This window comes from Arthrobacter sp. 05N429, from assembly GCF_056397045.1.
The window spans coordinates 1-14,616 of record NZ_JBFTMQ010000016.1; the positions used below are offsets into that span (position 1 = coordinate 1).

Sequence of the window (14,616 nt, forward strand, 5' to 3'; positions counted from 1 at the left end):
GCCCGGTCCCATTCCGAACCCGGAAGCTAAGACCCACAGCGCCGATGGTACTGCACCCGGGAGGGTGTGGGAGAGTAGGTCACCGCCGGAACATCATTACACGGTCGAGAGCCCCAACCACAGGTTGGGGCTCTCCCGCATTTAACCCCCAAACCACAACCAGAACCCTCCCGCACCTCCTGCCGGCCACACCCGCACCCTCCTGCACCGCCGGCGGCATAAAACCCGGCCCTCCCGCACATCCTGCCGGCATTCCCGCTCCCCTCCCGCGCTCCTGCGTATGGCTGGCATCGGACGACGCCGGAGCTGCGGGAGCGTCGCCGTTATTCCTGCCGAAGCTGCGGGAGCGTTGGTACCTAACCTGCCGGCCGTGAGGGAGCGCCGGGGCGCGGGTAGAGTTGGTGCCCATGGATAACCTCTTCAGCCACGCAGCCCCTGACGCCGACGAGACGCCGGAACCGGAAGCGACAGACGGGCTGGACCCTGTCGTCTACAGCGTCACTGTGCCGGGCGCCGTCGCCCGTGCTTTCGTGGGCTTCACCGAACACACCCACCTGTGGTGGCCGCTGGAGGAGCACGGTGTCTTTGGCGCCGGCTCCTATGTGGAGTTCGAGGAGAACCTGATCCTGGAGACTGCGGATGACGGCAGGACCTCCATCTGGGGGTCCATCGACGACTGGCAGCCCCCGCTCTCCTTCCATGCCAGCTGGCACCCCGGCTCGTCCGCTGCATGGTCCACGGAGTTGCGCGTGGCATTCCGGGCCGTCGAGGGCGGCACGGAGCTGCGCCTCGTCCACAGCGGGTGGGAGGGCGCCGAGGACCCAGCCGCAACGCGGGCGGATTACGCCGCCGGCTGGCCCGGAGTCCTGGACCGGTTTGTGCGTTTCATGGGTGGTGCCGGCGCCTGAGCGTGCCCGGCCCCTAGGCCACGTGCGGTGTTCCTGCCCAGTTACCGGCCAGGCCGTGCAAGGCACCCAAGGACGTCCCCGGATTGCAGGGCGTTGGTCCCCAGCCGACCGGATATTGAAGCAGGTAACTGGGAAGGAACGCGGCCGCAGAGGCCCGCCACCAGGACTTACCGCGGCGGCACCGTGTCCACCGGCGGAACAGCCGTGCTGGAGCGGATCACGAAACGCGTCGGGTACTCGGTGTCGGGCGCCCCGGAGTCCCCGACGCCGTCGAGCCCTGCCAGCAGGCGCCGGACAGCCAGCGCACCCTGGCCGCGGGCGTCCTGGTCGATCGTGGTGAGCCCGAAGACCTCGCCGAGTTCGTGGCCGTCAATCCCGATCACCGACAGGTCATGCGGCACGCGGAGCCCGAAGTCGCGGGCGGCGAGGATCGTGCCGATCGCCATCTCGTCGGACGCCGCGAAGACCGCCGTCGGGCGTTCCACGGAGCCGCCCAGCAGCCGCCGGGCGCTGGCGTAGGCGCCCTGGATGGTGAAGTCCGCGGAGACCTGCCACTCCGGGCGGACCTCCAGTCCGGCGCCCTTCATGGCTTTCTTGAAGCCGGCCTGGCGGGTGCCCGGAAGACGGAAGTCTTGCTCGTAGGCGGCGTCGCCGGTCATGTGCGCGATCTTGCTGTGGCCGAGCTGGATCAGGTGCCGGGCCGCGGACTGTGCAATACCCGAGTCGTCGATGCGGATGGTCGAGGCTCCGGGCAGCGGCCCGCCGATCCCGACGATGGGTCGGTGGATAGCGAGCAGCTGCTGGATCTCGGCCTCGCTCAGCTCCAGCGACACGGCAATCACCGCGTCCACACGCTTGCGCAGCAGGAAGTCGTTCAGCACGCTGTGCCGGCGTTCCTGGCCCTCACTGACGTTGTACAGCGTGAGATCGTACCCCGCATCCAGCAGGGTAGCCGAGACGCCCTCCACCACCGAGGAAAAGAACCAGCGGTGCACGGACGGAACCACGACGCCGACGTTGTGGTTCCGCCCGGAGGCCAGGCTGGAGGCGTGGTACGAGAGCACGAAACCGAGCTCGGCAGCGGCAGTCTGGGCGAGTTCGCGGCTGCGGGCCGACACATTTCCCTTGCCGCTCAAGGCGCGCGAAACGGTGGCTATGGAGAGGCCAGCGCGCTCCGCAACGTCCTTGATGCCGGGCATTCTTAGCTCTCCGCGTCCTCGATGTAGATTTCCAGCCAAACAGTTTCCCCTGAGCTTAACCGATGCCCGGAGCCGGCCAGTCCAGATGACTCCGCATCCTCCGCCGCGGAACCCGGCGAGCTCCGCAACAGCACCCGACCGGCGGGCAGTTCGACGGGATCGTGCCCCACGTTGAGCAGCACCAGCGTGGTGCCGTTCAGGTACGCCAGGCAGGTGTCCGTGCACCATTCCTCTGCCCAGGCGAGGGAGCCCTCGCCGAGTCCCAGCTCGCGCCGGGCGGCCAGCATGCGCCGGTACAGGTTAAGGTGCGACGACGGCGAGGCAGCCTGCGCGTCGCGCGCAAGTCCGGTGAAGCTCACCGGCTGCGGAAGCCAGGGAGCGGCGCCGTCGCCGAATCCCGTGTGGGGCTCGGCGGCGCGCCACGGCAGCGGAACGCGGCAGCCGTCGCGGCCCAGCCTTTCGCCGCCGGTGCGGGCGAACGTGGGGTCCTGCCGCTGGCTGTCCGGGATGTCGATCCCGTCGGGCAGGCCGAGCTCCTCGCCCTGGTAGAGGTAGGCGCCGCCGGGGAGTCCCAGCATGAACATGGAGGCGGCCGCCGCGCGGGAGCGGCCGAGGGCCTCGTCCGGCTGCGGATCGAAGCTGCCGATCCCGTCGCCGTCGCGCGGTGCGTGGCCGTCATAGCCGAAGCGGGTGGCGTGCCGGACGACGTCGTGGTTGGAGAGCACCCAGGTGCTGGGGGCGCCGACGGCGTCCAGCGCCGTCAGGGACTCGGTGATGACGCCCCGCATGCGGTGGACGTCCAGGCCGGCGTGCAGGTACGGGAAGTTGAAGGCCTGGTGCATTTCATCCGGGCGGACCCAGTCGGCCAGGCGGGGGAGCGGGTCCACGTTCGCCTCGGCGCAGAGGATGCGGTCCGGGCCGTATTCGGCGAGGATCTTCCGCCACTTGCGGTAGATGTCGTGCAGGGCCGGCTGGCCGAACATCGGGGCGTCATGGCCGGGGAAGCCGTGCGAGCTGTTACCGTCGGCGCGGCCGCCCCACTCGGGCAGGCCGGGAGCCTTGACCAGGGCGTGGGCGACGTCCACGCGGAAGCCGGATACGCCGCGGTCCAGCCAGAACCGGAGGACGCGCTCGAATTCCTCGTGCACGGCGTCGTGGTCCCAGTTGAAGTCCGGCTGGGAGGTGTCGAACAGGTGCAGGTACCACTGGCCGGGTGTGCCGTCCGGTTCGGTGATCCGGGTCCAGGCCGGGCCGCCGAAGTGGGATTCCCAGTTGTTTGGAGGTTCTTCACCAAACGCTCCGCGGCCGTCGCGGAAGATGAACATGTCCCGTTCCGGGCTGCCTGCAGGCGCCGCCAGGGCTGCCTGGAACGCTACATGCTGGTCCGAGCAGTGGTTGGGTACCAGGTCCACGATCATCCGCAGGCCCAGCCGTGTGGCTTCAGCCATCATGGCGTCGAAGTCCGCCAGCGTGCCGAACAGCGGATCGACGTCGCAGTAGTCGCTGACGTCGTAACCGGCGTCGCGCTGCGGTGAGCGGTAGAACGGGGAGAGCCAGACGGCGTCGATCTCCAGTTCGGCCAGCTGCGGAAGCTCTGCGGTGATCCCGGCGAGGTCGCCGACGCCGTCCCCGTTCAGGTCCCGGAACGAGCGCGGGTACACCTGGTAGATCACGGCGGAGCGCCACCACCCGGGCAAGTGATCTGCGGCGTGCACCAGGGTCAACGGACCGGCCAGAGGCGCGGCCGTTTCGGCGGGGGCGATGAGTGCTGAATCAACGGACATGCCGGTAATCGTAAGGCCGAACCGCCCAAAATGAAAACGCTTCCAGCCGCGGCCGCCACTCCGCCGGTTTCTGCCGTCGCAGCGGCGTTCTCCAGCGTCAGCCCCGCCAGCTCGCTGAAGTGGCCCCTTACCCGGGCGCGGCGTGTTCCGGCGCCGGATTCGGCCTCTCCCGATACCCGCCGGTAGGGTGACTTTCCAAAGTCATGATGAGCGTGTACCTTGGAAGCGCTTGCAGCTGTGAGCCACATCACCGACGATGCCACCAGGCCTCCGGAGGATTCACCAGAGCCTTCGGACGGGGCCTTCAGCGTGGATGCAGGATTCATGAAAGGGACACCAATGAAGGTGCAGAACACCCTCACAACCGGGACCAGCCGCCGCGTATTCGCGGCCGGCGCAATCTCCGTAGTTGCCGCGCTGGCACTGAGCGCCTGCGGCGGCGCAGCAGCCACCGCCCCGGCCACCGCCACGGCAAAGCCGGACCTCAAGGCCTCCGGGGCCAGCACCATCACCATGTGGGTCGACGCCGAGCGCTCACCCGCGCTGAAGGACATCACCGCCAAATTCCAGGCTGACACCGGCATCGAAGTGAAGCTCGTGGTCAAGGACTTCGCCGCGGTCCGCGACGACTTCATCACCCAGGTCCCCACCGGCAGGGGCCCGGACCTGATCGTCGGCCCGCACGACTGGGTCGGCAAGTTCGTCCAGAACGGCGTCATCGCCCCGGTTGAGCTGGGCGACAAGACGTCCGGTTTCCAGGACTCCTCGATCAAGGCCATGACCTTCAACGGTTCCGTTTACGGCGTCCCCTACGCGATCGAGAACATCGCGCTGCTGCGCAACACCGCCATCGTGCCCGCTGCCGCCAAGACCTTCGACGAGGTTGTGGCCAACGGCAAGAAGGCCGTCGCCGACGGCAAGGCCACGTTCCCGTTCCTGGTGGGCATGGATCCCAAGCAGGGCGATCCGTACCACCTGTACCCGCTGCAGGCCTCCATGGGCTCGCAGGTCTTCGGCAAGGCTGCCGACGGCGGCTACGATCCCAAGCAGCTCCTGATCGGCGACGCCGCCGGCGTCGAGTTCGCCAAGAAGCTGGCCGCCTGGGGCGACGCCGGCGAGAAGATCATCAACTCCAACATCACCGGCGACATCGCCAAGGAGAAGTTCCTGGCCGGCGAGTCCCCGTACTTCCTGACCGGCCCGTGGAACGTGCCGGACGTGCAGAAGAAGGGCATCAAGTTCGCCGTGGACGAGCTGCCGACCACCGGTGACAAGCCGGCCCAGCCGTTCATCGGCGTCAACGGCTTCTTCATCAGCGCCAAGAGCGCCAATGCCCTGGCCACCAACGAGTTCGTGACCAACTACCTCACCTCCGAGGCCGCGCAGGACTCCATGTACAAGGCCGGAGGCCGCCCGCCGGCACTGAAGTCGTCCTTCGAGAAGGCCGCCAGCGATCCCGTCGTGGCAGCGTTCGGCAAGATCGGCGCCACCGGCGTCCCGATGCCGGCCATCCCGGAAATGAGCGCCGTCTGGGCTGACTGGGGAGCCACCGAACTGGCCCTCATCAAGGGCCAGGGCGACCCGGCCGCAGACTGGGCCAAGATGGCCGCCAGCATCAAGGCCAAAATCGCGGGTTAGCCCCGCGCCGGTTCCTGACGTTCCACCCCCAGAAACCGGCAAGCACCGGGCCGGGCGGCAGCGATGCCGCCCGGCCCGTTCCTGCACCACCACCAGCTGCTCCCAAGGACTGTAGACAGCCATGACAGATACCGAACTCCGCCAGGCCGGCACCCCGGCCGCCGCAAAGGGCACGGCAACAGCACCCGACGGCGCCGCCGGCCGGCCCGGCCGCCCGGGCAAAAGGCGCCGCCGTTTCGGCCCGGACACCACCAAGGGCACCGTCGCCAAGATCGTCCTGCTGGGCCTCGTGGACGCACTGGCCGTCTACGTCCTGATGATGCTTTTCCTCAGCGAGTCGTGGGGCGCGCTGGCCGTATCGTCCGCGGTCGTCCTGGCGATCAACTGGATCTACCTCCGCAAGGGCGGACTCCCGGCAAAGTACCTTGCCCCCGGCGTCCTGTTCCTGCTGGTCTTCCAGGTGTTTGTGGTCATGTTCAGCGGCTATATCGCCTTCACCAACTACGGTGACGGGCACAACAGCACCAAGGATGATGCGATCGCCGCCATCCAGCTGACCGCGCAGAAACGCGTCCCCGATTCCCCGGCCTACAAGGCTGCCGTCCTCGCCAAGGACAGTTCCTTCTACCTGTTGTTCACCGATCCGGACGGCAAAGTCTCGCTCGGCAACACGGAAACCCCCCTCGAGGAAATCTCCGACGCCGGCACGGACTCCACCGGCAAGGCCAACGCTGTGGACGGCTACCGGACCCTGAACTTCCAGGAAATCGTCGCGAACCAGCAGAGCATCCTCGGCATCACCGTCCCGGTCTCCGAAGACCCCGCCGACGGGACGCTGCGCACGGCGGACGGCAGCAACGCCTACCAGTTCAAACCGGCCCTGACCTACGACGCCGCCGCGGACACCTTCACGGACACCGACACCGGAACCGTCTACCAGGACAACGGCAAGGGCGCGTTCGCGGCCGGCAACGGCGAGACACTCACCACCGGCTGGAAGATCGACGTCGGCATGGAGAACTTCGCCCGTGCCTTCACCGATCCCAGCCTGCGCGGGCCGCTGCTGGGCGTCATCCTTTGGACCTTCACGTTCGCCGTCGCCTCCGTGGCGCTGACCTTCGCGATGGGCCTGTCCCTGGCCATGACGTTCAACCGCGAGGACCTGCGCGGCAAGAAGGTGTACCGGATCCTGATGATCCTGCCCTATGCCTTCCCGGCGTTCCTCTCCGGGCTGGTCTGGTCCGGCATCCTCAACCCGCAGTTCGGCTGGCTCAACCAGACCCTGCTGGGAGGCGCCACGATCGGCTGGCTCACGGACCCGTTCCTGGCCAAGATCAGCGTGCTGGTGGTCAACCTCTGGCTCGGCTTCCCGTACATGTTCCTCGTCTGCACCGGCGCGCTGCAGTCGCTGCCCACGGAACTGGACGAGGCCGCCCGGATGGACGGCGCCGGCCCCTGGCGGGTGTTCCGGTCCATCAAGCTGCCGCTGCTGCTGGTCTCCATCGCACCGCTGCTGATCTCCTCCTTCGCATTCAACTTCAACAACTTCAACGTGATCTTTATGCTCACCGGCGGCGGCCCGCGGTTCGCGGACACCGACCGGGACATCGGAGCCACGGACATCCTGATCACGCTCGTGTACAAGGTGGCGTTCGGGCAGGGGACGGGCCGTGACTACGGCCTCGCCAGCGCCCTGGCCATCATCATCTTCATCATTGTGGCCACCGTTTCGGCCATCAGCTTCAAGCAGACCAAGGCACTCGAGGACGTGAACTCATGAACGGGTCAGCACCAGGCACCGTCAGTACGACGCCGGCACCGGCGGACGCCAGCGGAACCACACCGGACCGCACCACGGTCGAAGACCTGAAGGCGCTCCACCGCCGTCGCCCCTTCGGCGTCTGGTTCAAGGACAAGGGCTGGCGGCACCTCGTCGGCATCGCCGTGACCATCTTCGCGATCTTCCCGCTGCTCTACGTCCTCTCCGCGGCGTTCAACTCCACCGGCACCCTGGTGGGCTCCAACGCGTTGTTCAGCCGGATCGACTTCGGGAATTTCGTCGAACTGTTCAACAACCCCGCGCGGCCCTATGCCCGCTGGTTCGTGAACACCATGGTGGTGGGCGTCGTGACGTCCGCAGCCACCGTGTTCCTCGGCGCCATGGCGGCCTACGCGTTCTCCCGGATGCGCTTCAAAGGACGCCGGATCGGCCTGCTGAGCCTGCTCCTGCTGCAGATGTTCCCGCAGCTGCTCGCAGTCGTCGCCATCTTCCTGCTGCTCAGCGGCATCTCCGAGGTCATCCCGGCACTTGGCCTCGGCAGCCAGCTGGGCCTCATTATGGTCTACCTCGGCGGCGCCCTGGGCGTGAACACCTACCTGATGTACGGCTTCTTCAACACGGTCCCGCAGTCCCTCGACGAGGCGGCCAAGATCGACGGCGCCAGCCACACGCAGATCTTCTTTGGCATCATCATGCGCCTGGTCACGCCGATCCTGGCCGTGGTGGGCCTGCTGTCCTTCATCGGTATCTCGGGCGAGTTCGTGATCGCCAGCGTGGTGCTCACCGACCCGGACAGCCAGACCCTCGCCGTCGGCCTGTATTCCTTCGTGGCGCAGCAGCGGTCCGAGAACTGGGGTGTCTTCGCCGCCGGCGCCGTGCTCGCGGCCGTGCCTGTGATGGCACTGTTCCTCTTCCTGCAGCGCTATATCGTCAGCGGGCTCACCCAGGGCTCGGTGAAGGGCTAGGCATGATGGGGCCGGGCGGCAGCGGGTTCGGTATGGCAGGGCCGGACACGCTGGGGCTGCTGCCGCACCACGACGGGTCCGCCCTGCACGCCCCGGAACTGGCGGCGCCCGGGGACGAGGCACTGCTGCGGGTCCGCGTGCCTGCCGGCTGGGGACGCGCCGCCCGTGTCTGGCTACGCTCGATCCACGACGGCGAGCCCCGCTATGCGCCCTGCACCAGCCTGGGCGAGTCGGATGGCTGGGTGTGGTGGGAGGCGGCCATGACGGTCACCAACCCGGTGGCCCGGTACCGCTTCCTGCTGGAGGTCCCGTCTGGACAGGCGGTTTCCGACGACGGCGGGCCCGGCCGTGAGCCGGGCGGGAGCGCCCGCGGTGCGTACGGCGCACCGCCCGGCCCGGCTGCTGGAGAGCTGCGCTACTGGAGCCTGAACGCGCAGGGCCTCTTCAGCCGGGACGTCTCCGACTACGCGGACTTCCGGTTGACCACATTCCCGGCAGCCCCGCAATGGCTCCGCCGGGGCACGATGTACCAGATCTTTCCGGACCGCTTTGCCCGCTCCCGGGCGACGGCGCAGCCAACCCCGGATTGGGCGGTGCCCTGCAGCTGGGACACCACACCGGTGGAGGGCTCGGGCCCGGAGACCCCGTACCAGTTCTACGGCGGGGACCTCGCCGGCATCACCGGAAAGCTGGACCACATCCAGCAGCTCGGCGCCGACGTCATCTACCTGACGCCGTTCTTCCCGGCGCGCTCCAACCACCGCTACGACGCCTCCACCTTTGAGTCCGTGGATCCGCTCCTCGGCGGGGACGGAGCCCTGGTGGAGCTCGTTGAGGCGGCGCACGCCCGCGGCCTGAAGGTGATGGGTGACCTCACCGCCAACCACTCCGGCGACGCCCACGAATGGTTCCGGCAGGCCCTCGCCGAACCGGATTCCGAGGAAGCGGGCTACTACTACTTCAACGACAACCACACCGCGTACGAAGCCTGGTACGGCGTCCCCTCGCTGCCCAAACTCAATTGGGCCTCGCCGGGGCTGAAGGAACGATTCGTCCTGGCCGACGATTCGCCCGTGGCCCGCTGGCTCAAGCCTCCGTTCAACCTGGACGGCTGGCGGATCGACGTCGGCAACATGACCGGACGGCTCGGGGCGACGGACCTCAACCAGGACGTTGCCCGGCTGATCGCCGACCGGGTCCGCGGGATCAACCCGGAGGCGGCCCTGCTCGCCGAGGCCACCAACGACGCCGCCCCGGACTTCAGCGGTGAACACTGGCACGGCGCCATGACGTACTCCAACTTCACCCGGCCACTCTGGTCCTGGCTCGCCGGGGACGCCGCGCACGTCAACTTCTTCGGCACCCCCTTGCCCGGCCCCAACCGGACCGGCGCCGAGGACTTCCTGGCCACCCACCTGGACCTGGCAGCAGCCTTCAGCTGGGATGTCCGGCAGCAGAACATGAACGCGCTGAACAGCCACGACACCGCCCGGGCAGCGACCGTCATGTTCGACGGCGGCCAGCGGCTCGGGGCGGCGCTGATGTTCACGATGCCCGGCGTCCCCGTGGTGTTCGCGGGCGACGAATTCGGGCTCAAGGGACACAACGGCGAAGCATCCCGGACGCCGATGCCCTGGAACGCTCCGGACCGGATCCCCGCCGACCTCCGGGACGACTACGCAGCGCTCGCCGCGCTCCGCAGGGACCAGCCCGCCCTGACCGGCGGCGGGCTCCGCTGGCTGCACGCACAGGGAGATGCGCTGGCGTTTGTGCGCGAAACGGCAGGGAGCTCCGTGCTCGTCGTCGTGGCCAGGGCCGCCGCGGCGGTGAAACTGCAGGCGGGGATGCTCACCGACGCCCAGTTTGGTGCCCTCGGCGGGGAGCCCGCGTTCAGCACCGATCAGTTCAGGGCGGATGACGCGGCCTCAGGCGCCCTGATCTGCACCCGGGGCCCCGCAGCCGGGGTCTGGCTGCTGCCCGGCACCATTCCGCCCGGAGCCACGCCACAATCACGCCCTCACTCCGGCGCGCCCGGATCCGCGCCTTAGACTGAAGGCCGGATTCGACGAACTGGAGACCGCATGAGCATCATCGACGAGCTCACCTCTGCCCTGGGCCCGGCGAAAGTCGCGCTGGATGCCCCCACCCTGAGCGTCTACGCCGTGGACCAGGCGCCGGTGCTGGACTACCAGCTGCCGCAGGCCGTTGTCCATGCCGAATCGATCGACGACGTCCAGGCCACCGTCCGCGCCTGCGCCGCCCACGGAGTGCCGCTGGTGGCCCGCGGCGCCGGCACCGGCGTTTCGGGCGGAGCGCACGCGAGCAAGGACTGCGTCGTGCTGAGCCTGGAACGGATGAACCGCATCCTGGACCTCAACCCGGACGACGAGACGGCCGTCGTCGAACCCGGTGTCGTCAACGCCGACCTCAACGCCGCCGCGGCGCTCCACGGGCTGATGTACGCCCCGGATCCGGCCAGCTTCAAGCTCTCCACCATCGGCGGCAACGTCGCCACCAACGCCGGTGGCCTGCGCTGCGCCAAGTACGGGGTCACCCGGGACTCGGTGCTGGCGCTCGACGTCGTACTGGCGGACGGCTCGCTCATCCACACCGGCCACCAGACGTTCAAGGGCGTCGCCGGCTACGACCTCACCGGGCTGTTTGTCGGCTCCGAGGGGACGCTGGGAATCGTCGTCGGCATCACCGTCCGGCTCAAGTACCTCCCGCAGGACGTCCACACGATCGCCGCCTTCTACCCGGATTTCCGCAGCGCCGCGGCGGGCGTCCTCGCCGTAGGCCGGGCCCGCGTGCAGCCGGCCATCATGGAACTGCTCGACAGCGGCACCCTTGCCCAGCTCGATGAGATACACGGGTCGGACCTCGCAACCCGCGGCCAGTCGCTGCTGCTGATCCAGACCGACGGTTTCGGCGCGGCGGCCGAGGCGGCGTCCATCCGGCCGGTCCTCGTGACGGGCGGTGCCGTGGTGACGACGGAGGCCAGCGCGGAGGCGGAGCGGCTCGTGGACCTGCGGCGCAACAGCCGGGGCGTGGAAGTCGACGACGAATACCGGGTGGGCGAGGACGTCGCCGTCCCTCGCTCCCGGCTGGTGGACTACGTCGCCGAGCTGGAGGCCATGGCCACGGAATACGGTGTCAGACTCAAGGTGGTGGCGCACGCCGGCGACGGGAATCTGCACCCGACGTTCTGGGTGGACCGCGTGGACGCCGCCGTGGACGCCGATGCCATCAAGCGCCTCGGCGCTGCCCTGGACAAATCCATCACCGTGGCGCTGGCGATGGGCGGCACCATCACCGGGGAACACGGGATCGGCCAGTTCAAGCTGCGCTGGCTCGGGCTGGAACAGAAGGAACCCGTGCGTGAACTACAGCGCCGGATCAAGGAATTGTTCGACCCTGCCGGCATCCTGAACCCCGGCAAGGCGATTTAGCCCGGCTGTGCTGTTACCGGCATGCCCCTAGTCGTCAGAGTCGGGGTATTCGTCGATTGACTCGTCGTCGCCGTAGCGCGATTCCTCGGTTTCCACTTCCAGGATCTTGAGCAGTCCCGTGTCCGGGTTGAGCATGATGGCGGCCTCGTCCCGGCGGTGGCGCAGCTCGGAGTCAATGTAGGACTGCACGGCTTCGGCCAGCGGGATGTGCCGGTTCTCCTTCTCGGACATGTACCAGCGGTGCTCCAGGATCTCGTGCACCGCTTCCGCCGGTTCCAGCTTCCCGGACAGGTCGCGGGGGATGGAGCGGACAATCGGTTCGAAGATCTGGCTGACCCACAGGTGGGCGCTGTATTCCTCGTCCATCCCGGGGTTGTTGTCGGCACGGAAGGAATCCATGTCGTTCAGGAGCCGGCGGGCCTGGTTTTCCTGCGCGTCCAGGCCGGTCAGGCGCAGCAGCCGGCGCTGGTGGTGGCCTGCGTCGACCACCTTGGGCTGGAGCTGGATGGTGGAACCGTTCTGCGTCGTCTTGATCGCGTATTCCTCGACGTCGAACCCCAGCTCGTTGAGCTTGCGGATGCGGGCGGCCACGCGCCAGCGTTCGCCGATCTCGAACGATTCCTTCTCCGTCAGCTCGGTCCAGAGGCGGCGGTAGCTGTCCATGATGAGCTCGCTCGTGGCCACGGGGTCCACTTTTTCCTCGATGAGGCCGCCGTCGAGCAGGTCCATGAGTTCTCCGGCGATGTTGACGCGGGCGATTTCCAGGTCGTATTCGCGCTGGCCGGTGGAGAGGTCCGGATACAGTTCGCCGGTCTCCGCGTCCACGAGGTAGGCGGCAAACGCTCCGGCGTCGCGGCGGAACAGCGTATTGGAAAGCGAGACGTCGCCCCAGTAGAAGCCGATGAGGTGCAGGCGGACCAGCAGCAGGGCCTGGGCGTCGATCAGGCGGGTCAGCGTGTCCTTGCGCAGCATCTGCGAGAAGAGCGCGCGGTACGGCATGGAGAACTTCAGGTGCCGGGTGACCAGCACCGGGTTCAGCGGACGGCCTTCCGGGGTGGTGCGGCCTGTGATGACGGCGACGGGTTCCACGCAGGGGACGTCCAGCCGGGCGAGTTTGCGGAGCATGTGGTACTCGTGACGGGCCACGTGTTCCGAGGTTTCCTTGATGGCGATGACCGAGCCGCCGAGATGGGCGAAGCGCACAATGTGGCGGGAGATGCCGCGGGGGAGGGCCGCGAGGTATTCCGCGGGCCAGTCTTCCAGTGCGATATGCCACGGCAGGTCCAGGAGTTCCGGCTCGGTGGCGGCGGCCGTGATGCTCAACGAGCTCGAGGCCACAGATCCCTTGCTGTCATTGGCGCTGGCGGCTTCGAACCGGGGCAGCTTGCCGATCTGGCCGTAGTCGGTGGGCTCGTCGTGCCACTGGGCACTGTTTTCCTCGGTGCTGGGGCTTTGCTCGGTCATAAACCAATTCTTCCGTACTAAGGGCGCCGGCCCTAACGAATGGGTGCTGCAACGTCAGTTAAAGCCCGACGGCGGCCCTCCAGTGAGGAGGACCGCCGTCGGACGCGTCATACAGGTGCCGGTGGGTGGGCCCACGCCGGCAGGGTTCCCTGGCCGACGCGGAGCGAGGCTAGGGAGCCGGTGGGGACTAGTCGCCCAGGCGCAGACCCGTCTTGGTGTCGAACAGGTGTACGTGGCCTGACTGCGGGCGGACCCAGACGGTCTCGCCCTTCATCGGGGGACGGCGGCCGTCGACGCGGGCCACGATGTCGTGGTCCTTGCCGTCCAGCGTGGTGTGGCCGTAGACGTAGGCGTCCGCGCCGAGTTCCTCAACGACGTCGACCTCAACCTGCAGGCCCTCGCCCTCCGGTGCGGTCTCCAGGTCCTCGGGCCGGGAGCCGACGGTGACGGTCTGGCCGTGGGCTTCCTCGAGGACGTCGCGCGGTACCGGGTACACGGTGCCGCCGAACTGGACGCCGCCGTCGACGACGGGAAGTTCCAGCAGGTTCATCGCGGGGGAGCCGATGAAGCCGGCGACGAAGACGTTCTTCGGCTTGTCGTACAGGTTGCGCGGGGTGTCGACCTGCATCAGCAGGCCGTCCTTCAGCACGGCGACGCGGTCACCCATGGTCATGGCCTCGACCTGGTCGTGAGTCACGTAGACCGTGGTGACGCCCAGGCGGCGGGTCAGGGACGCGATCTGCGTGCGGGTCTGGACGCGGAGCTTGGCATCAAGGTTTGACAGCGGCTCATCCATGAGGAAGACCTGAGGGTTGCGCACGATGGCGCGGCCCATGGCAACACGCTGGCGCTGGCCGCCGGAGAGTGCCTTCGGCTTACGGTCCAGGTACGGCTCGAGGTCCAGCAGCTTGGCGGCTTCACGGACACGCTCGGCGCGCTCTTCCTTGCTGACGCCAGCGATCTTCAGGGCGAAGCCCATGTTGTCCGCAACCGTCATGTGCGGGTACAGGGCGTAGTTCTGGAAAACCATGGCGATGTCGCGGTCCTTGGGGGGAACATCGGTGACATCGCGGTCGCCAATCAGGATTCGGCCGGCGTTGACGTCCTCAAGACCTGCAAGCATGCGCAGGGAGGTCGACTTGCCACAGCCGGAAGGTCCAACGAGGACCAGGAATTCGCCGTCGGCGATTTCAATGTTGAGCTTGTCAACAGCGGGCTTATCCGTGCCCGGGTAAAGACGTGTTGCGTTATCAAAAGTAACTGTAGCCACAGTTATCAATCCCTTCACCGGCAGGTACGTGCCGGACGATCCGTAGTGAATGGTCTTATTCTTCAGTTGTTAATTCAGTTGTCAGCACCTAATCGTGCGCATACTCCCCGGCCGAAGCCGAGGAGTATCCAATGACGCCGCACGGTACTTGTGCGCCAC

Annotated in this window: 10 protein-coding genes and 1 rRNA gene; 7 read left to right on the forward strand and 4 right to left on the reverse strand. The window is 67.7% G+C overall.

The window, feature by feature from the left end; translation table 11 throughout:
• Together rrf and AC1DF4_RS17890 are read left to right on the forward strand one after the other, a co-directional pair.
• Positions 1-91 (forward strand): 5S ribosomal RNA (gene rrf, locus AC1DF4_RS17885); the annotation flags it as partial.
• Between the two features lie 316 nt (positions 92-407).
• The gene (locus AC1DF4_RS17890) at positions 408-908 is read left to right on the forward strand and encodes an SRPBCC domain-containing protein (RefSeq protein ID WP_476914133.1); all 501 of its coding nucleotides are present in this window, start codon (positions 408-410) and stop codon (positions 906-908) included.
• Between the two features lie 167 nt (positions 909-1,075).
• Here AC1DF4_RS17890 and AC1DF4_RS17895 read toward each other — a convergent pair whose 3' ends face one another.
• Both AC1DF4_RS17895 and AC1DF4_RS17900 read right to left on the reverse strand, forming a co-directional pair.
• Complete coding sequence (locus tag AC1DF4_RS17895; RefSeq protein ID WP_476914134.1) at positions 1,076-2,107, reverse strand: LacI family DNA-binding transcriptional regulator; 1,032 nt, start codon at positions 2,105-2,107, stop codon at positions 1,076-1,078.
• A 2-nt stretch (positions 2,108-2,109) separates the two neighbouring features.
• Entirely contained in the window at positions 2,110-3,891 is a 1,782-nt protein-coding gene (locus AC1DF4_RS17900) for a glycoside hydrolase family 13 protein (protein ID WP_476914135.1), read from the reverse strand.
• Positions 3,892-4,230: 339 nt separating this feature from the next.
• Between AC1DF4_RS17900 and AC1DF4_RS17905 the strand changes: the two genes are divergently transcribed.
• From AC1DF4_RS17905 to AC1DF4_RS17925, 5 genes are all read left to right on the forward strand, one after another.
• Positions 4,231-5,529: a sugar ABC transporter substrate-binding protein gene (locus AC1DF4_RS17905; protein ID WP_476914180.1), complete on the forward strand. Its 1,299-nt coding sequence runs from the start codon at positions 4,231-4,233 to the stop codon at positions 5,527-5,529.
• Between the two features lie 121 nt (positions 5,530-5,650).
• Positions 5,651-7,309: an ABC transporter permease subunit gene (locus AC1DF4_RS17910; RefSeq protein WP_476914136.1), complete on the forward strand. Its 1,659-nt coding sequence runs from the start codon at positions 5,651-5,653 to the stop codon at positions 7,307-7,309.
• Positions 7,306-8,274, forward strand: coding sequence for a sugar ABC transporter permease (locus AC1DF4_RS17915; protein ID WP_476914137.1), 969 nt, complete (start codon positions 7,306-7,308; stop codon positions 8,272-8,274). Before AC1DF4_RS17910 ends, AC1DF4_RS17915 begins: the two co-directional genes overlap by 4 nt.
• Positions 8,275-8,276: 2 nt before the next feature.
• Complete coding sequence (locus AC1DF4_RS17920) at positions 8,277-10,322, forward strand: glycoside hydrolase family 13 protein (protein ID WP_476914138.1); 2,046 nt, start codon at positions 8,277-8,279, stop codon at positions 10,320-10,322.
• A 33-nt stretch (positions 10,323-10,355) separates the two neighbouring features.
• Positions 10,356-11,723, forward strand: coding sequence for an FAD-binding oxidoreductase (locus AC1DF4_RS17925; RefSeq protein WP_476914139.1), 1,368 nt, complete (start codon positions 10,356-10,358; stop codon positions 11,721-11,723).
• Positions 11,724-11,750: 27 nt separating this feature from the next.
• Here the strand turns inward: AC1DF4_RS17925 and AC1DF4_RS17930 are convergent, their stop codons facing one another.
• On the reverse strand, positions 11,751-13,187 hold the full coding sequence (locus AC1DF4_RS17930) for a DUF4032 domain-containing protein (protein ID WP_476914140.1): 1,437 nt from the start codon (positions 13,185-13,187) through the stop codon (positions 11,751-11,753).
• 187 nt (positions 13,188-13,374) lie between these two features.
• A complete protein-coding gene (locus AC1DF4_RS17935; protein WP_441405007.1) occupies positions 13,375-14,457 on the reverse strand; it encodes an ABC transporter ATP-binding protein in 1,083 nt (360 codons plus the stop codon).
• Between the last annotated feature and the right edge of the window lie 159 nt (positions 14,458-14,616).